This window comes from Ochrobactrum sp. P6BSIII (assembly GCF_014138065.1).
Classification (GTDB): domain Bacteria; phylum Pseudomonadota; class Alphaproteobacteria; order Rhizobiales; family Rhizobiaceae; genus Brucella.
Genome location: NZ_JACGXB010000013.1, coordinates 56169 through 74082, shown reverse-complemented (window position 1 = coordinate 74082; position 17914 = coordinate 56169). Strand labels below are relative to the sequence as shown.

Genomic DNA, 17914 nt, shown 5'->3' with positions numbered 1-17914 from the left:
ATGCGCATTTTCCTGTTCGGAGCCGGATATTCGGCACAAGCCTTTGCCAAGCGGATGACGGGAGAAGTAGAGCGCATTGACGGGACAACCCGGCACGAGCAAAAATTCCCAACTCTTGAGAAATCCGGCATTTCGACGGTTTTGTTCGATGGTGAAACGCCCTCGCCCGAACTTCTGGAGCGACTCGCCAAGGCAACCCATGTGGTGATTTCGATTGCGCCCGGCGAAGCGGGCGACCCGGCGCTTGCATGGGTCGAAGAAGCGCTGCGCCGTCCCGACAATACGATTCGCTGGATCGGCTATCTCTCGACCGTCGGTGTTTATGGCGATCACAAGGGCGCATGGGTGGATGAAACCACACCCTGCAAGCCGGTTTCGCGCCGCAGCCTCGAACGCGTCGAGGCAGAGCAAGCCTGGACAAGCCTGAGCGAGAGGCACGGAACGCCGCTGGCGATCTTGCGGCTGTCCGGCATTTACGGCCCGGGTCGCAATGCTTTCGTCAATCTGGAGCGCGGCACGGCGCGACGTCTCGTCAAGCAGGATCAGGTTTTCAACCGCATCCATGTGGAAGACATTGCCGGCGCTTTGCGCTTTCTCGCGGGCACCGATACGGGCGGTATTTTCAACATCACCGATAATGAGCCATCGCCACCGCAGGATGTCGTCACCTATGCGGCAGAGCTGATGGGCGTCACGCCGCCACCGGAAGTGGCCTTCGAAGACGCGGAGCTGACACCGATGGCGCGCTCCTTCTATGGCGAGAACAAGCGTGTCTCCAATCAGCGCATTCAGGCACTGGGCTACACATTCGCCTATCCCGACTACAAGACCGCCTTTTCGGCCATGTGGAAGGACGGAAACTGGCGCTGATTGCACGCGTGCACCCCTTCGGGTAAAACGCCCTGACGCAAATTCCAAACCGGGACATAACGATGGGTAACAGCAAGTCAGCAGATAAATAAGCCGCAACAGCTTTTCCAACCTGTTGCGGCATCTGTCCCGGACCAACGTCTTCCATTGCAGGCAGATTGCCGCCCGATTGTCTTCGAGCGGATGCTTTGTCATGCCATTTGATCATCAGAAAACTCCATCCTGGAGCTTCACTTTGCCATTCGCGCTCGCGCTGATGGCTCCCTTCGACATCCTCGCCTCGCTGGCCATGGATATCTACCTGCCGGTGGTTCCATCCATGCCGGCAATTCTGAAAACCACGCCTGCCATGGTGCAACTGACACTCAGTCTCTACATGGTGATGCTGGGTGTCGGGCAACTCGTCTTCGGTCCCTTGTCCGACCGCATCGGGCGCAAGCCGGTGCTGCTGGGCGGTGGTGCCGTCTTTGTGCTTTCTTCCTTTGCGCTGGCGGCGACGGATAGCGCCACCGTTTTCATCGCCCTGCGTTTCACCCAGTCGGTCGGCGCCTCAGCCGCACTCGTTGCAACCTTTGCCACGGTGCGCGATGTTTATGCCGACCGCCCGGAAGGCGCGACAATCTACGGCCTGTTCAGCGCCATGCTGTCCTTCGTTCCGGCCATCGGCCCCGTCGCTGGCGCATTGATTGCCAGCGGTTTCGGCTGGCGCGCGATTTTCATAGCGCTCGGCGTGTTTGGCCTTGTCGCAACATGGCGGGCGTTCCGCCTCTGGCCGGAAACACGCCCTGACCGCAATGACGCTGACCACCTTAGCGCATTGAAAATATTGAAGGATTTTACGTTCTGGACCTACACGCTGGGCTTCGGCACGGCGATGGGTACCTTCTTTGTTTTCTTTTCCACGGCACCGCGCATCCTGATCGAAAGAGGCGGCTTTGGAGAGACGGAATTCAGTCTGGCATTTGCAAGCGTTGCCATGGTGATGATTGCCGCCACGCGCCTTCTGTCATCTTACACCCGAAAGTCGGGTGTACGAAAAAGCGTGGCGCTCGGCATGGTCGTGCTCCTTGCCAGCGCGCTGGCTTTGCTCCTGACCGAAAACCTGCTGCAACCATCCTTCGCCAGCCTGATACTACCCATGTGGCTGGCTGCCATCGGCATTGTTTTGACCGCATCCATGACGGCAAACGGCGCTTTGGCAGCTTTCGACGACAGTGCAGGCATGGCTGTCGCTCTCTATTTCTGCATACAGAGCCTGATGGTCAGTCTGGCAGGAACAGCGCTCGTCATTTTGCTGCCCGGCGAAACGGCTTGGCCGCTGATCGCATTCTGCACAGTCGCGCCCCTTGTGGTCCTGACCATGCTTGCAAGGCTGCAACGGAGCTGATCCAAATGCCGGTCGGTTGGCACAAACAGCCGACCGGCATTGCTGGCCTGCATTTCACACAGCATAATGCCCGTAGCTTTGCTGTTTGATTCGCAGTCACAGCGCCCTTTGGCAAACCATGGAATTGCCCCATGATCGCAAACAAACTGAAGAAATTTATCCTCATTGCCTCGCTGGCAACGATGATCGCGCCTGACTTCGTGCCTATGGCCATGGCGGATGACATGCCAGCCAAGCAGGCTTTCGGAGCGGAAAAGATGCCCGTGCTGGCGCAATCGCCGCAATCGATCGGCTTTTATGCCAAGGGCTGTCTCGCAGGCGCTGTTGCGCTGCCGACAGACGGTCCGAACTGGCAGGTCATGCGCCTGTCGCGCAATCGCCGCTGGGGCCACCCGCGCATGATCGGCTTGCTGGAAAAACTCTCCCGCGATGCCGCCAAGGATGGCTGGCCGGGCCTGCTCGTCGGCGATATTTCCCAGCCGCGCGGCGGTCCGATGCTAACCGGCCATGCCTCGCATCAGGTAGGGCTCGATGCTGATATCTGGCTGACACCAATGCCCAAGAAGCGCTTCACGGATGCCGAACGCGAAAGCGTTTCCGCCGTATCGATGCTGAAAGGGGATTCACTTTATGTCGATCCCAAGAAATGGACCCCTGCCCGCACGGCGCTGATCAAACATGCCGCGAGCTATCCGGAAGTGGAGCGCATCTTCGTGCATCCGGGCATCAAGAAGCAGCTCTGCGATACGGTGACCGGCGACAGAAGCTGGCTTGGCAAGGTTCGCCCCTATTGGGGTCACTTCTACCATTTCCATGTGCGCCTGACCTGCCAGCCCGGCTCGCCGCAATGCAAGTCGCAGCCCAAGGTGGCGGCTGGCGACGGCTGCGACAAGTCGCTTGCCTGGTGGTTCACCGATGAACCGTGGAAGCCAGCCAAGCCGTCAAAGGAACCGCCGAAGAAGCCGCGCCCCGTCATGGTGTCTGATCTTCCAAAGGCCTGCGCTGCCGTGCTGGCCGGTCCTGCACCAAATTCGGTTGCCGACGTCACCTATGGCGTGCAGTAATCAGACATCGTGCCCCGTCGTTTGACGGCGGGGCATTCTCTCTAAGCCCTCTTTTCACCGGCCTAAGGCTCAGCTATAGGTTTCAAACGATTTAGAGCTTGATGACAAGGTTATCAATTTCATGACAGAGCGCCTGCGCATCGCATTGATCGCCCACGATTTGAAGAAAGACGACATGGTCGCCTTTGCGCGCACGCATGAAAAGGCGTTGTCGCGTTTTGATATTGTGGCGACGGGAACGACCGGCGGGCTGATCCTTGATGCCTGCCCTTCGCTGACGATCCAGCGCGTCAAAAGCGGCCCGCTCGGCGGAGACCAGCAGATCGGCGCCATGATTGCGGAAGGCACCGTCGAAGTGCTGATCTTCTTCATCGATCCGCTGTCGCCACTTCCGCATGACGTGGACGTCAAGGCGCTGACCCGCCTCGGCAGCGTCTACGACATACCAATGGCGCTGAACCGCGCCACGGCAGAAAAGCTGATCAAAGCTTTAGACTGATACAATCGAAGAAATATAACAGCCCATGGGTAAGCCCCCCAACACCCAAAGGGCACAAGAAACGGCAGGGAGAGAGAATGCAGGCCATGATCGACGCCGAACAGAGTTTCCAGTTTCCAGTCCTCGTCGGCGATATCGGCGGCACCAATGCCCGCTTTGCAATCCTTGTCGATGCCAATTCCGATCCGAAGGAATTCCCGGTTCTTCAGACGGCGGATTATGCGACCATCGATGAAGCCATTCAGACGGCCATTCTCGACCAGACGTCGCTACAGCCGCGCTCGGTCATTCTGGCCATTGCAGGCCCCGTCGAAGGCGATGAAATCGACCTCACCAATTGCGATTGGGTTGTGCGCCCGAAGAAGCTGATCTCCGATCTGGGCTTCAAGGACGTAACCGTGCTCAACGATTTCGAGGCGCAGGCGCTGGCCGTGGTGTCGCTCGAAGGCCATCATATGGAGCAGATCGGCGGCAAGCCGGAAGAGGTGATCGCAACCCGTGTCGTGCTCGGCCCGGGCACGGGCCTCGGCGTGGCCGGTCTGGTGCGCACCCGCAAGGCGTGGGTACCGGTTCCCGGTGAAGGCGGTCATGTCGATGTCGGCCCGCGCAGCGAACGCGACTATCAGATTTTCCCGCATATCGAGCAGATCGACGGGCGCGTTTCTGCCGAACAGATTCTGAGCGGACGCGGCCTGCAAAATCTCTATGTGGCGATCTGCATCGCCGATAGCGTCACCCCGACCCTGGAGACGCCCGCCGACATCACCTCCGCCGGTCTCGATGGCAGCAATGCGCAAGCCAGCGAAACGCTCGACCTGTTTGCGACCTATCTTGGCCGCGTGGCGGGCGACATGGCGCTTGTCTTCATGGCGCATGGCGGCGTTTACCTGTCGGGCGGCATTCCGCAGCGCATTCTGCCTGCTTTGCGGGCGGGTGCGTTCCGTGCGGCCTTCGAGGACAAGGCGCCGCATCAGGCCATCATGCACGACATTCCGATCCATGTGATCACCTATCCGCTGGCGGCTTTGAGCGGCCTGTCGGCTTTTGCCTGCGCACCTTCGCGCTTCGAAGTCTCGACGGATGGACGCCGCTGGCGCATCGGCTGAACCTCACCGCGCCTGAAATCGACGGTCACGGGATGGATAATTAAGCCACATAAGGCTATAGAAACGCGGCGGGGAATTGGCTTTCGGCCTTTTCACCGCCGCGTTTTTGGTTTTAATACCAACGCATTTTCAACGGCAGTCTCGGACATACCGAGCTCAGGAATGAAGCGCTTTTGCACGTGAGCTTATTCAAGAAGAAAAAGAAGAAAATCGACACGGGCGAAGCGACCCGCGTAATCCGGCGCATGATGTCGGAGAATATCGGTGAATATAAGAAGAACTATATCATCGCCATCATCGCATCGCTGATCGTCGGCGGATCCAACGCCGCGCTCGCCTATATGATGAAGCCGATGATCGACAAGATCTTCTATGAGCAGAACCTGCCCCTGATCTGGGTCATCTGCGGCACGCTGCTGGCGATTTTCATCCTGCGCGGTTTTTCCGGCTATGTGCAGGCCGTCGAGCTTGCCAAGATCGGCAATAATCTGGTCGCGCGCTATCAAAAGCGTATTTTCGACCATCTGATGAAGCTCGGCCTCGACTTCTATAACGACACCCGCTCCGGTCATCTGGCGGCGCAGATCAACCAGAATGTCTCCGGCATCCGCGACCTGCTCAACATGACGATTTCGTCGATTGCGCGCGATTTCATCTCGCTGATCGGTCTGGTCGCCATGATGTTCTACATGGACCCGATGCTGTCGGTCGCGATCTTCCTGATCGGCCCGCCGCTCATTCTGGCCGTCGCCTATATTTCGCGCCGCATCCGCTCGGTCACGCGCGATCTCGTGCATCTGAATTCGCATCTTCTCGGCGCCATGCAGGAATCCGTGCAGGGCATCGCAGTCGTTAAGGCCTTCACGATGGAAGACCAGCTGCGCGCCAAGATCGGCAATCTGATCGATATGTCGGAAGGACGCAGCAACAAGATCGCCAAAGTGTCGGAACGCACGACGCCGATTTCGGAAATACTGGCCGGTTTCGCCGTTTCCGGCGTGCTGGCCTATAGCGGTTATCGCGCCATTCTCGACCATCAGCCGCCCGGCGCGACCTTCGCCTTCATCACCGCCATGCTGCTGGCCTATGATCCGGCGCGCCGTCTTGCCCGCCTTCAGGTCGGGCTGGAAAAGGCGCTTGTCAACGCCCGCATGATCTATGAAGTGCTGGATATCAAGCCGCACCAGCGCGATGCCGCCGATGCAGTGGCGCTGAACCCCGGCCCCGGCGAAATCCAGTTCGAGAACCTGTATTTCTCCTATAGCGAGCTTGCGCCGGTTCTGCATGGCGTCAGCTTTGTCGCCAAGGCAGGTGAAACCACGGCGATCATCGGCGCATCGGGTGCGGGCAAGTCAACGCTCATCAATCTCGTGCAGCGGTTCTACGATCTCGACAAGGGAACGATCCTGTTCGACGGACAGGATATTTCCAAGGTCACCAAGCGCTCGCTGCGCCACGCCGTCGCCTATGTGTCGCAACAGCCCTACCTGTTTGAAGGCACCATTGCCGACAATATCCGCTATGGACGCCCGGACGCGACGGAAGAAGAAATCGTCAAGGCAGCCCAGCTTGCCCATGCGCATGATTTCATCCTGCAACAACCGCAAGGCTATGACACGCCGATTGGCGAAAACGGCGCGACGCTTTCAGGCGGCCAGCGCCAGCGCATTTCGATTGCGCGCGCCATCGTGCGCAAGGCGCCGGTACTGCTTCTCGATGAAGCAACGTCTGCCCTCGACAACGAATCGGAAAAGCGCGTCCAGCAGGCGCTGGAAACGATCATGAAGGGCCGCACCACCATCGTCATCGCCCATCGCCTGTCCACGGTCGTCAATGCCGACCGTATCGTGGTCATGGAAGCGGGACGCGTGGTGGAAGAAGGCCGTCATGACGCGCTGATTGCCATACCGAACGGTGTCTATGCCCGCTTCTATCAATTGCAGAGCGGCAGCGCTGATAATATGACCGAACCGACAATCGAAGAACTGACTGCGGATGATGTGCCAGCGGGCACAGGAGGACAGAATGACCGGTGAACCGGATAGCCAAAACAGCGAAATGGGCCTCGTCGTCGTCGGCGCCGGTGGCCGCATGGGCCAGACCCTCATCCGGACGATCCAGTCGATTAATGGTGCCAAACTCGCTGGCGCCATCGAGCGCCCCGGCTCGCCGCTGATCGGCAAGGACGCTGGTGAAGTGGCCGGTGTCGGCGCACTTGGCGTCACCATCACCGATGATCCGCTGCCGGTCTTCGCCAAGGCGCAAGGCGTGCTCGACTTCACAAGCCCCGCCGCCAGCGTCGCCTTTGCCGGTCTAGCTGCACAGGCCCGTATCGTCCATGTCATCGGCACCACCGGGTGCGCGGCAGAAGACGAAGAGAAGTTCCGCGCCGCCGCCCGCCATGCCACCATCGTCAAGTCAGGCAATATGAGCCTCGGCGTCAATCTGCTGGCCGTCATGGTGCAGAAGGCTGCACAGGCGCTCGGTCCGGAGGATTTCGACATCGAAGTTCTCGAGATGCACCATAAGCACAAGGTGGATGCGCCAAGCGGCACCGCCCTGCTTCTCGGCAAAGCGGCAGCAGAAGGCCGTGGCATCAGCCTTGAAGACAACAGCGTGCGGTCGCGTGATGGCTATACCGGCCCCCGCACGGAAGGCACCATCGGCTTTGCCACGCTGCGCGGCGGCTCGGTGATCGGCGACCATTCGGTGATTCTGGCAGGCCCCGGCGAACGCATTGTGCTGTCGCACCACGCCGAGGACCGCACCATTTTCGCACGCGGCGCGGTCAAGGCTGCACTCTGGGCTTATGGCAAGAAGCCCGGCCTCTATTCCATGCTCGACGTGCTCGGGCTGAGTGACTAGAGCGCCGATCTGATTTCATCAGATCGGCGCTCTACTATTTTGTTTGAACGCGCATCTTTTCCGAAAACCGTTTCACACTTTTCGGGATGCGCTTTGATTTACCCACCAACGGAGCATTGCATATGTCTCGTACTCTCGTCCTGGTTCGCCATGGCCAAAGCGAATGGAACCTGAAGAATCTTTTCACCGGCTGGCGCGATCCGGGCCTGACCGAACAGGGCCATGCCGAAGCCAAGGCCGCAGGCCAGCGCCTCAAGGCTGCGGGCCTCAAGTTCGACATCGCCTATACGTCGGTGCTGAGCCGCGCACAGACCACCTGCCAGCACATTCTGGATGAGCTGGGCCAGTCCGGCCTTGAAACGATCCGCGATCAGGCCCTGAACGAGCGCGACTATGGCGATCTCTCCGGCCTCAACAAGGACGATGCCCGCGCCAAGTGGGGCGAAGAGCAGGTCCATGTCTGGCGCCGTTCCTATGACGTGCCTCCTCCGGGCGGCGAAAGCCTGAAGGATACGGGCGCGCGCGTCTGGCCTTATTATCTGCATCAGATCCAGCCGCATGTGCTGCGCGGCGAGAGCGTTCTGGTGGCTGCACACGGCAATTCGCTGCGCGCGCTCATCATGGCGCTCGACGGCCTGACGCCGGAACAGATTCTCAAGCAGGAACTGAATACCGGCGTGCCGATCATTTACCGGCTTAATGCTGATTCGACTGTGGCCTCTAAGGAAATTCTGGAAGCCTGACACACAGTTGGCACCAATTTTATCGGGCGCGACACCGCGCCCGATGGCGTTTTCAACACGGAAAACGGACAGCTTGAAAAAAAGCTCACTGAATTTCGAAAACGCGATTGACAGAGGCAAGCTGACCCCTTAGATGGGTCCTCGTCGCCCAGATGGCGGAATTGGTAGACGCACCAGCTTCAGGTGCTGGCGCTCGCAAGGGCGTGGAGGTTCGAGTCCTCTTCTGGGCACCATTCCTAAGTCTTCGGACCACTACCAAGGTTCAGAAGCACCCCAAAAAGCCCGCGCAAGCGGGCTTTTTTGCTATCCGGGCCTGGTGCATGCCCCGTGCGGCCAAAGCCCGGCCTGAGCTTCAGGAAAACAGATATGCAGTTCACCGACGCTGATCGCGACGCCTTTTTCGAGCTTCTGAAATGGCGACGGGATGTTCGTCATTTTCGCAGCGATCCGATAGACGAAACGATGATTCAAGCACTGCGGCAGGCGATGGATTATGCACCCTCTGTCGGCAATGCGCGGCCCTGGCGCGTCTTCGCCGTGGAAAGCCTTGGGAAGCGTCAGGCGGTCCATGATGCCTTCAGGCAGGCCAACCGCAAAGCAGCAGAGATTTACGACGGCGCACGCGCCGAGGCCTATCGTGACCTGAAACTGGAGGGGCTTGCCGTCGCCCCGTTGCAGCTTGCCATTTTCACGGAAACGGAACCGGCGGAAGGGCATGGCCTCGGGCGACAGTCGATGGCTTCCACGCTGGAGCAAAGCACGGCGATGGCCGTGCAAAATCTCAACCTCGCCGCCCGGTCGCTGGGCCTTGGTGTCGGCATGGTGTCTATACTCGACCCGGTGGCCATGGAACGGCTTTTCGACGTGCCGACGAACTGGCGCTTCAGCCTTTATCTATGCGTCGGCTGGCCGAGCTTCACCGACGACACGCCGCTGCTGCACAAATGCGGCTGGCAGGAAAACAGCAGGACCGACTGGCGCCCCTGCTGATGTACTCTAAGAGCATAATCCGACCGGAGTGAAACGAGGATCGATAAGATTATGCTTCAAGTGGAAAGAGCTTAGAGCGCCGATCTGATTCAATCAGATCGGCGCTCTAAGGGCAGAAGCTCGACCCCAACCAGGTCCGCCCGTTCGTGGGATACACGTTGAGGACTTCCCGCTCCGCAAAAACGCTGAGCGGCCCCTTATTATTCAGCAAGGCAAACAGTGTTTCCTCGGTGAACGGAACGCTGACGCGCTCAAGGTAAAGAGCCGTGGGGCATCGTATAGGACGGGGCCAGAAGACGAACTGGTCTTCGGATTCTTTCAGTGTCCTCTGTATTGCAGCTTCGGCTTCTGCCAAGTCCACAAAGAACACGTCATCCCATTCCGTCATCTTGTCATCGGTGATTGCATAGAAACTGAGCATTTTCGTCACGATCGGTCTCCACCCGGTGCACTCTCGCGGTACGCCCCCGCGCTGTGCCCTTCGATCTTTGGTGATCAGGGTGTTCGTAACCGCACTGTAACGGTCCCACGACCTTTAGCTTCAGGAGAAGCCTGGACATACGTCGCAGGCACCCTGACCATAAAGGACGAAGGTTCGGCATCTTTTGGCGACACCAGCCATACAGTGTGGGGCTACGACACCCCAGACCGCCGCGTAGCGGTCCATCACTAGGCGTAGAGGATTTCTGGCAGCTTGTCACATGCAAAATCTGTCACGCGACAGGCTTCTGCCGGATGGTCGCAACGCACTGTTAAACAAGCGAAATCGATGGCTGGATAACCGCAGCAACCATACGGTATCTCTGTTTTAGAATGAAGTAATATTCAGCGGCAGTTGTGCGCGGGAAGCAGGCGCTGAGCCTTTTCTCATGACCCTTGGCGGTCAGGGCGTTCGCAACCGTATCGCGCCGGCCCCACGACCTTTAGCTTCCAAGAAGCCTGAACATTCGCCGTGGGCACCCTGACCATAAAGGGCAAAGAGTTCCTTGTCTTATAGAAGCAAGCACTAGTCTTGCTGTTCGATCCTTGGCGGTCAGGGCTTAGTAACCGTGTAGTGGCGGCCTCACGACCTTTGGCTTCAGAGAAGCTTGGACATTCGTCGGGAGCACCCTGACCATAAAGAGCGAAGGGCCGCCGCATAGCAGCCCCTTGCAATTGGTAATCCGGCTCAATTGATTCGTCTCGCGGAGATTGCAGCGCAGCGCATAGGCCGTGGCGGTCAGGGCGTAGTAAACCGTGTTCAAACAGCCCCACGGCCTTTAGCTTTCACAAAGCCTGAACATTCGCCGTGGGCACCCTGACCATGAAGAGCGAAGAACCGCCGCATAGCAGCCCCTCGCAATTGGTAATCCGGCTCAATTGATTCGTCTCGCGGAGATTGCAGCGCGATTAGCAATCCTGCCAACGGCCTTTACTCTGTCTTGTGCTAACTATATCCAAAGACGAGCAATTCCGTTGGAGCAAGTGCTGATGCGCGCCTTCGTTCTCGCCCTTTTTCGCGGCACCTCGTCATTCTGCGCGACCGGACTGGCGTTCGGCACCTTGTTCTTTGCCGCAGCTCTGACGCCGAGCCTTATTCCGCGCACCTATGTCATTCAGGGTGCGCTGTGCGGGCTGGTCTTCGCAATCGGCTATGGCATCGGCGTGCTTTTCGGCGCGCTGTGGCGCTATCTCGAACTGCCGGAAATACAGGGGCGCAAGCGCGCCATCCTGAAAATCGTCGTGGGCGTTGTCTGCCTTGCCGTGGCGCTGATCGCCCTTCGCTCATCCGCTGGCTGGCAGAACTCGATCCGCACGGCCATGGATATGCCGCCGGTGCCTTCCGCCTATCCCGCGACCCTGACCGCGATTGCCATTGCCGTCTTTCTGGTGCTGCTGATCATCGCCCGCATCCTCATTCGCATCGGCCGCTATTTCTCGGCGAAGATGCGCCGCATCATGCCAAGGCGCGTTGCAAACGTCATTGCGGCCTCGGTGACGGCTTTTCTGATCTGGACCGTCGCCAATGGCGTGCTGATCAATACAGCCTTCAAATCGCTCGATGCGTCCTTCAAGCGCTATGACGCCCTGATGGAGCCGGACCGCGTGCAGCCATCCTCGCCCGACAAGACCGGCAGCGCCGCCTCCTTGATCAACTGGGAGGATCTGGGACGCGCCGGGCGCGAATATGTCGCCACCGCGCCGACCGCAGCCGAGATTTCCGCCTTTACCGGGCGAACGGCCATGGACCCGATCCGCGTCTATGCCGGGCTCAATGTCAGCCGGACGCCGCAGGAACGGGCGCAACAGGCGCTTGAAGAGCTGAAGCGGCAGAAAGGTTTCGACCGGTCTGCGCTGGTGATCATCGTGCCGACCGGTACGGGCTGGGTCGATCCATCCGCCATGATCGGACTGGAATATTTGCGCGACGGTAACGTGGCCAGCATTGCCATGCAATATTCCTATCTGAACAGCCCGCTATCGCTGCTGTTCCAGCCGGAATATGGCGCGGAGTCGGCGCGCGCGCTGTTTGAAACGGTCTATGATTACTGGAAAAGCCTGCCCGTCGACAAACGACCGAAGATTTATCTGCATGGTCTGAGCCTCGGCGCTTTCAATTCGCAAAGCTCGGTATCGCTGTTTGAAATATTGGATGCGCCTCTGAATGGCGCCCTGTGGAGCGGCCCGCCCTTCCCCAGCGCGCTGTGGCGTTCGCTGACGCGCAGCCGCAATGCCGATACGCCGGAATGGCTGCCCGTGGTGCGCGACGGCGCCTTCGTGCGCTTCATGAACCAGAATGGCGAAGCGCCCGGCAATGGCAACGAATGGGGCGTGATGCGCACGATCTATCTGCAATATGCCAGCGATGCCATCGTGTTCTTCAACAGCAGCATGTTCTATCGCGAGCCGGACTGGATGAAAGAGCCGCGCGGTCCCGATGTATCAGCCGATTTACGCTGGTATCCGATCGTGACCGCGCTGCAACTGGTGGTCGACATGGCATTTGCCGACAGCGCGCCCATGGGGCATGGACATGTCTATGCCCCTGAGCATTATCTGGAAGCCTGGCGTGACATCACCGGCGCCGAAAACTGGCAGAGCGATGATATCAACCGGCTGAAGCAATATCTGCGTCACAAGGTGGACGAAGGTAATGCCGAAGGGTTCGAGGAACGCGGGGGCTAGCCCCAAGGAATTTGATAGTAACGGCTGTTGCAGTCATCTGAAAATCGACCGTAACAGCCCGGCTTTGAAAAGAAATTGGCGGCGGGCCAACCGTTGGCCGCCTTTTGAAACAAACTCAAATGCTATTGAGCGGTTCCGCAATCCGAAACGGAAAGCGCCCGGTCACGCCATGCGCTGACGGCGGTACCCTGCGTCTGGTTTTCGACGACGATGTGATGGCCTTCATAAATGCCGGAAGCAACCCACTGCTTCGCCGCTTTCTGGTACACATCGATCGTAATTCCGAGTTGGTCTACCTTGGCTTGTGACAGCATGTATTCCCTCTTGAATGGTGAACCGCACATCCCAAAAAGTGTGAAACGGTTTTTGGGCAAGATGTGCGTAAGATACATAAGAGGAGCACCAATCTGATTGACCAGATTGAAAGTGCTCCCAAGGCGAAGCTGGAATATATAATCGATTTGACGACAGTCTGATGTCACATTTTCGCTACCGGACTGTAATTTTTATAAAACACAATATTTTGAACAGCTTATGGCTGTATAAACCCACATCGGGTTGATGCAGGTTTATTTAGAAGAATTGCCATGCTTACTTAATTGATTTATACTTGAACCTGAATTCAATTTGCTTCTTCATCAAGCTGAAACATGACAAACTGAGTAAATTGTTCCGGATTGAAATTATTATCGGAAGCGATGACCACTGTTTTACGGCCGCCGATTATCGGACCCCAGGTGACCGACTCAATATTATCGATGTCGAGGCCGAAATCACCTTCCCCCAGCCGCAGGACAGCTTCCTTGGCCATCGGCGTCAGCGAAACATCCTTGAGTGTCGCCATGCCGCTAGTATCGGTCGCCCCGGCAAAACGCGCGCGGTAGAAATTGATCTGGCTGCCAACGCCATGCGCATAGGAGCGTTCGACCGTCAGCAGATCATCACCCCAGGCGAGAAATTCCGACATGCCGTTGTCGTTCCAATAGGGCAGCTTGGTCGCCTTGGTGAAGATCGGGCCCGTATCATAGGCATATTCCGCCTTCACCGCGCCGGACAGAATATCGAAAGCGAGTATGCGGGCGCGACTGCCTTTTTCCAGCGTTGCCTTGTCACCATCCTGAAGCAGTGCATTTTCCAGCCCGACGAGCAATGTTTTGCCATCCGGCGAAAAGGTCAGGCTTTCAAAGGACAGGTTGTCGCGAATGCCGCGTGTGCCGTCGCCATTCGGGATGTAATAATCGGGCAAGGTAAATTCACGGATCAGGCTGCCATCGATGCGCGATTCCCGCACGGCTGGCTTGCCGTTGCGGTCGCCTTCGCTGGTCCAGAACAGCGTGCCGGTGCCCGCATGGAAACGAATGGATTCCGCATCGACATCCTTGATCGCGAAGGGCTTGCCCTCGGCATTCAACAGCGTGACGGTGGAAAGGATATCGACGCTGTGCAGCCCCTTTTCGTCAGCAACGATCTTGAGCGTATAGAACCGAGCTGGCGCCTTTTCGGAACGATCGTCGGAAATGGCGTAGTAGATGTCGTGCGCCGCATCATAGTCGAGGCCGGATATGCCGCCGAACTCGACGCCTGCGATTTGCAGGCCGGTTGGCAGCACGATCTCCCCAAGCAGCGTGGGCTTTTTGAAATCCTGCGCGAAGGCCGCAGTCGTCAAAGAAACAACGGCGTAAAATGCTGCAACAAAAAGCGGAGACTTCATCAAACGCACCTTGCCCGGTTCACAAACAGAAAGCCTATCTGATAGCGGCAAGATTTGAAGCGTTCATGACGGTGACATTTTCCGCCTTGCAACGGAACGCATTTCCAGCAAAAGTATGGAATGGTTTTGTGTTTTCATATGCGTAAAAACAAATAGTTAGCAATAGATTGTGCGTTGTTTGTCTCGGCAGAACGACTAAGAGGCCCGCCATGGAACAGCCCGATTACGACCGCGCATTCGGCGAGATTATCCGGTGGCTGAAGCAGGAAGGGTTGATCCTGCAAACCGATCTTGAGGGGAATACGGAGCTTTCCACCCGTGCCGAACGCATCGGCCGCAAAAGGCGGCGCGAGGCGGCGGCAACACAAGAATAAACCCACATCATAAATCGGGGGAGTTGAGATGCGGCACAAGGGTCTGCTGGAATTCGGGCGGAATCGGACGCTCTATGGACTGTTCCTGTTCTGCGCGGTCTGCGCCATCGCGGGCAGTCTGCTGAGCTATAATGGCGAGACCTCTTTCTGGCGCTGGCTGCATTATCTCACCAAGCCGACCGCAACGCTGTTCCTGCTGGCGGCAGTGCTCTGTTCCGGTAAGCCGCGCTCGAAATCCTATGGCTTTGCCGTGGCCTTCGGCCTTGCCCTCGCGGCCCTTGGCGACTTTTTCCTGATGCTGCCCGGCGACTATTTCATGGCCGGGCTGATCTGCTTTCTCATCACCCATTGCGCCTATATTTACGCCCTGTCGCGCCATACCCGCTTTGCACAGAACAAGGGCGCCTTCGTCGTCTTCTCGCTTGCGGCATTTGCGGTGATTACCGGCCTTTGGACGGCCCTGCCGGGGGCCATGAAAATCCCCGTCATCATCTATGCTGCGGCTCTCGGCGTCATGGCCGCGCAGGCTTTTAGCCGGGCAACCGGCACGGAACCGGAAACACCGCAACACTATGCCGCCTGGCTGGCGGCATTGGGCGGTGTGTGCTTCATGGTCAGCGACACGCTGCTGGCCTATGACCGGTTTCGCTTCGACATTCCGCTGAGCGGGTTCTGGGTGCTCGCCACCTATTATGTGGCGCAGTTCCTGTTCGCCCGGTCGACGGAGGATTTCACCCATGAGCGATAATCTCGACGCGGCTTTCGCCCGTCTGCGTCAGTCATGGCTGGAGCATCGCCCGCCCTATGAACAGCGCATCGATGATCTCAAGCGCCTGCGCGCTGGCCTGGCGGCCCGACTTGACGACATGGCGAAGGCGATCAGCGCCGATTTTGGAAACCGCTCCGCCCATGAAACCCTGCTTGGCGAAGCCAGCGTGGTCTTTGCCGAAATCGATGATGCGCTGCATCATCTCAAGCGCTGGATGAAGCCGAAACGCCGCAAGGCGGGCTGGAAATTATGGCCAGCGAAAGCAGAGCTTCGCTTCGTGCCGCTGGGTGTCGTGGGCGTCATCGCGCCGTGGAACTATCCGGTCAATCTGGCGCTCGCGCCGCTGGTGGCCGCCATTGCGGCAGGCAATCATGTCCTGATCAAACCGTCCGAACACACGCCGCAAACGGCGGCCTTTCTGCAAAAACTCATCAGCACGGTCTTTCCGGACAATCGTGTTGCCGTGGTGCAAGGCGATGCAGCGCTTTCGTCCCGCTTTGCCAGCCTGCCTTTCGACCATCTGTTCTTTACCGGTTCCACCGCCGTCGGGCGCAAGATCATGGCAGCAGCAGCGGCCAATCTGACGCCCGTGACGCTGGAACTTGGCGGCAAGTCTCCCGCCATCGTCAGCGAAAACGCCAATCTGGTGCGGGCCGCACGCGCCATCGCAAACGGCAAGTTCTTCAATGCCGGGCAGACCTGCATCGCGCCGGATTATATACTGATCCACCACAGCAAACGCGACGCGTTCATTGCCCTGCTGCGCGCGGAAATGCAGGCTCGTTTTGGCGGCGCGTCCGCAGATCCAGATCGCACCACCATTATCAACGATGCGCAGTTGCAGCGGCTAACCGGCCTGCTGGCCGATGCGAAGGACAAGAGCGAAGGCATCGTCGAGCTGCTCGCGCCATCCGCCGAACCGCGCCTCATGACGCCGACGCTCATTCTTGAGCCGCAAGCGACCAGCGCCATCATGGCGGAAGAGATTTTCGGACCGCTACTGCCGATCATCAGCTATCGCTCGACCGACGACGCCATTGCCCATGTTCTTGGCCATGATCGCCCGCTGGCGCTTTATTGTTTCAGCGAAAATACAGCCGAGATCGAGACGATCCTCGCCCATGTGGTTGCTGGCGGGGTCTGCATCAACGACACGCTCTATCATTTTGCCTGCACAAGCCTGCCCTTCGGCGGCGTCGGCGCGAGCGGCATGGGCCAGTATCACGGTTATGATGGGTTCCTGACCTTTTCCAAGGCCATGCCGATACTGACGAAATATGCGCCTGCCCCAAGCGACCTCATCAAGCCGCCCTATCGCGGCCTGACCGACAGGCTGGTTCGTTTCATTGCCCGCTGAACATCTGCCCTAAACACTCAATTGTGCGTAGCCGCTCTGTTCAAATTGCATAGCAAACTATCTATATAGAAGAGTATAGATTTGAAATATTCATCTTGAACTGACGACCTTACGGGTGAAAAGGGTGCAGAAGAAAAAGGAAGCAAACCGGATATCGAAGTCGATCCTGACGGCGATCCGCAACAGGCCAGGTTTCAGGCCTCTCAACGCCAATATCACTGGCGGTGATATTGTTATTGCATCCTATAATGTTCACAAATGCATCGGTATCGACAAGCAGTTCAATCCGCAGCGCACCGCAGATGTCATCAGCGAAATCGACGCGGATGTTATAGCGTTGCAGGAAGCCGACAAGCGTTTCGGTGAACGGTCGGGGCTTCTCGACCTTGGCCTGCTGGAACGCCGCCACGGCCTCATTCCCGTCCCCATCACCTCCACAATGCCCAAGGGGCATGGCTGGCATGGCAATGTGCTGCTGTTTCGCGAGGGCATTGTCCGCAATGTGCAACAGCTGAAATTGCCCGGCGTGGAACCACGCGGCGCGCTTGTCGCCGACCTGCAATTTCCGGCGGGACCGTTGCGCGTGATCGCCGCGCATCTGGGCCTTCTGAAACGCTCCCGCGAGCAGCAGGCGGAAAGCATCCTCACCGCCTTGCAGGAAGCCGACACGCTACCGACGCTGTTGATCGGCGATCTCAATGAATGGCGCATCGGCAAACGTTCCTCGCTCGCCGCGCTCATGCCGACCTTCAACCACGTTGCAACGGCGGTGCCGAGCTTTCCGTCACGTTTTCCGGTCTTCGCGCTCGACCGGGTGATGGGTGCACCGCATAATCTCGTGACCTCGGTGGAGGTTCACAACACGCCGCTGGCGCGCATGGCATCCGACCATCTGCCGATCAAGGCGCATCTCGACCTGAAGACGGCGATAGAGCATTTCCAGCAAAAGTGTGAAACGGTTTTGCGTCTGGAAATGCGTGAAAATAAATAGACCTGTTGCACAATCTCAATCCG

General features: G+C 58.3%; 17 protein-coding genes and 1 tRNA gene. 15 read left to right on the top strand and 3 right to left on the bottom strand.

The window, feature by feature from the left end:
* The 10 genes from FHW00_RS17990 to bluB all read left to right on the top strand — a co-directional run bounded on the left by FHW00_RS17990 (nt 1) and on the right by bluB (nt 9524).
* Nucleotides 1–870 (top strand): SDR family oxidoreductase, encoded by an 870-nt coding sequence (locus FHW00_RS17990; protein ID WP_078339906.1) that lies wholly within the window; start codon nt 1–3, stop codon nt 868–870.
* A gap of 193 nt (nt 871–1063) precedes the next feature.
* Nucleotides 1064–2257, top strand: coding sequence for a CmlA/FloR family chloramphenicol efflux MFS transporter (gene cml, locus FHW00_RS17985; protein WP_113534783.1), 1194 nt, complete (start codon nt 1064–1066; stop codon nt 2255–2257).
* Nucleotides 2258–2388: 131 nt separating this feature from the next.
* On the top strand, nt 2389–3321 hold the full coding sequence (gene mepA / locus FHW00_RS17980; protein ID WP_078339905.1) for a penicillin-insensitive murein endopeptidase: 933 nt from the start codon (nt 2389–2391) through the stop codon (nt 3319–3321).
* Nucleotides 3322–3442: 121 nt separating this feature from the next.
* Nucleotides 3443–3820: a methylglyoxal synthase gene (locus FHW00_RS17975; RefSeq protein ID WP_078339904.1), complete on the top strand. Its 378-nt coding sequence runs from the start codon at nt 3443–3445 to the stop codon at nt 3818–3820.
* Between the two features lie 77 nt (nt 3821–3897).
* Nucleotides 3898–4926, top strand: a complete 1029-nt coding sequence (locus FHW00_RS17970) for a glucokinase (RefSeq protein WP_078339903.1) — start codon at nt 3898–3900, stop codon at nt 4924–4926.
* A 179-nt stretch (nt 4927–5105) separates the two neighbouring features.
* Nucleotides 5106–6962, top strand: a complete 1857-nt coding sequence (locus FHW00_RS17965; RefSeq protein WP_078339962.1) for an ABC transporter ATP-binding protein — start codon at nt 5106–5108, stop codon at nt 6960–6962.
* Nucleotides 6952–7791, top strand: coding sequence for a 4-hydroxy-tetrahydrodipicolinate reductase (gene dapB / locus FHW00_RS17960; RefSeq protein WP_078339902.1), 840 nt, complete (start codon nt 6952–6954; stop codon nt 7789–7791). Before FHW00_RS17965 ends, dapB begins: the two co-directional genes overlap by 11 nt.
* Nucleotides 7792–7913: 122 nt before the next feature.
* Complete coding sequence (locus FHW00_RS17955) at nt 7914–8534, top strand: 2,3-bisphosphoglycerate-dependent phosphoglycerate mutase (protein ID WP_078339901.1); 621 nt, start codon at nt 7914–7916, stop codon at nt 8532–8534.
* 146 nt (nt 8535–8680) lie between these two features.
* A tRNA-Leu gene (locus tag FHW00_RS17950) sits at nt 8681–8767 on the top strand.
* Between the two features lie 133 nt (nt 8768–8900).
* On the top strand, nt 8901–9524 hold the full coding sequence (gene bluB, locus FHW00_RS17945) for a 5,6-dimethylbenzimidazole synthase (RefSeq protein ID WP_078339900.1): 624 nt from the start codon (nt 8901–8903) through the stop codon (nt 9522–9524).
* Nucleotides 9525–9630: 106 nt separating this feature from the next.
* On the opposite strand, the gene FHW00_RS17940 is transcribed toward bluB, so the two are convergent.
* On the bottom strand, nt 9631–9954 hold the full coding sequence (locus FHW00_RS17940) for a hypothetical protein (RefSeq protein WP_139364407.1): 324 nt from the start codon (nt 9952–9954) through the stop codon (nt 9631–9633).
* A 1040-nt stretch (nt 9955–10994) separates the two neighbouring features.
* On the opposite strand from FHW00_RS17940, the gene FHW00_RS17935 reads away from it, so the two are divergent.
* Nucleotides 10995–12689, top strand: a complete 1695-nt coding sequence (locus FHW00_RS17935; RefSeq protein WP_078339898.1) for an alpha/beta hydrolase — start codon at nt 10995–10997, stop codon at nt 12687–12689.
* Nucleotides 12690–12811: 122 nt separating this feature from the next.
* Here the strand turns inward: FHW00_RS17935 and FHW00_RS17930 are convergent, their stop codons facing one another.
* Entirely contained in the window at nt 12812–13003 is a 192-nt protein-coding gene (locus tag FHW00_RS17930) for a hypothetical protein (RefSeq protein WP_078339897.1), read from the bottom strand.
* A 308-nt stretch (nt 13004–13311) separates the two neighbouring features.
* Nucleotides 13312–14400, bottom strand: coding sequence for an esterase-like activity of phytase family protein (locus tag FHW00_RS17925; protein WP_078339896.1), 1089 nt, complete (start codon nt 14398–14400; stop codon nt 13312–13314).
* A gap of 209 nt (nt 14401–14609) precedes the next feature.
* On the opposite strand from FHW00_RS17925, the gene FHW00_RS17920 reads away from it, so the two are divergent.
* From FHW00_RS17920 to FHW00_RS17905, 4 genes are all read left to right on the top strand, one after another.
* Nucleotides 14610–14774, top strand: coding sequence for a hypothetical protein (locus FHW00_RS17920; protein ID WP_162762703.1), 165 nt, complete (start codon nt 14610–14612; stop codon nt 14772–14774).
* A 28-nt stretch (nt 14775–14802) separates the two neighbouring features.
* Entirely contained in the window at nt 14803–15522 is a 720-nt protein-coding gene (locus tag FHW00_RS17915; RefSeq protein WP_078339895.1) for a lysoplasmalogenase, read from the top strand.
* Complete coding sequence (locus FHW00_RS17910) at nt 15512–16900, top strand: coniferyl aldehyde dehydrogenase (RefSeq protein ID WP_113534784.1); 1389 nt, start codon at nt 15512–15514, stop codon at nt 16898–16900. Before FHW00_RS17915 ends, FHW00_RS17910 begins: the two co-directional genes overlap by 11 nt.
* A gap of 124 nt (nt 16901–17024) precedes the next feature.
* Nucleotides 17025–17891: an endonuclease/exonuclease/phosphatase family protein gene (locus FHW00_RS17905; RefSeq protein WP_078339893.1), complete on the top strand. Its 867-nt coding sequence runs from the start codon at nt 17025–17027 to the stop codon at nt 17889–17891.
* The last annotated feature ends 23 nt before the right edge of the window (nt 17892–17914 follow it).

Coding starts and splice junctions, on each gene's coding strand:
- FHW00_RS17935 (WP_078339898.1), top strand. CDS start 10,995: ATGCGCGCCTTCGTTCTCGCCCTTTTTCGCGGCACCTCGTCATTCTGC.
- FHW00_RS17925 (WP_078339896.1), bottom strand. CDS start 14,400: ATGAAGTCTCCGCTTTTTGTTGCAGCATTTTACGCCGTTGTTTCTTTG.
- FHW00_RS17970 (WP_078339903.1), top strand. CDS start 3,898: ATGCAGGCCATGATCGACGCCGAACAGAGTTTCCAGTTTCCAGTCCTC.
- FHW00_RS17990 (WP_078339906.1), top strand. CDS start 1: ATGCGCATTTTCCTGTTCGGAGCCGGATATTCGGCACAAGCCTTTGCC.
- FHW00_RS17955 (WP_078339901.1), top strand. CDS start 7,914: ATGTCTCGTACTCTCGTCCTGGTTCGCCATGGCCAAAGCGAATGGAAC.
- cml (WP_113534783.1), top strand. CDS start 1,064: ATGCCATTTGATCATCAGAAAACTCCATCCTGGAGCTTCACTTTGCCA.
- mepA (WP_078339905.1), top strand. CDS start 2,389: ATGATCGCAAACAAACTGAAGAAATTTATCCTCATTGCCTCGCTGGCA.
- FHW00_RS17910 (WP_113534784.1), top strand. CDS start 15,512: ATGAGCGATAATCTCGACGCGGCTTTCGCCCGTCTGCGTCAGTCATGG.
- FHW00_RS17920 (WP_162762703.1), top strand. CDS start 14,610: ATGGAACAGCCCGATTACGACCGCGCATTCGGCGAGATTATCCGGTGG.
- FHW00_RS17975 (WP_078339904.1), top strand. CDS start 3,443: ATGACAGAGCGCCTGCGCATCGCATTGATCGCCCACGATTTGAAGAAA.
- FHW00_RS17930 (WP_078339897.1), bottom strand. CDS start 13,003: ATGCTGTCACAAGCCAAGGTAGACCAACTCGGAATTACGATCGATGTG.
- dapB (WP_078339902.1), top strand. CDS start 6,952: ATGACCGGTGAACCGGATAGCCAAAACAGCGAAATGGGCCTCGTCGTC.
- FHW00_RS17915 (WP_078339895.1), top strand. CDS start 14,803: ATGCGGCACAAGGGTCTGCTGGAATTCGGGCGGAATCGGACGCTCTAT.
- bluB (WP_078339900.1), top strand. CDS start 8,901: ATGCAGTTCACCGACGCTGATCGCGACGCCTTTTTCGAGCTTCTGAAA.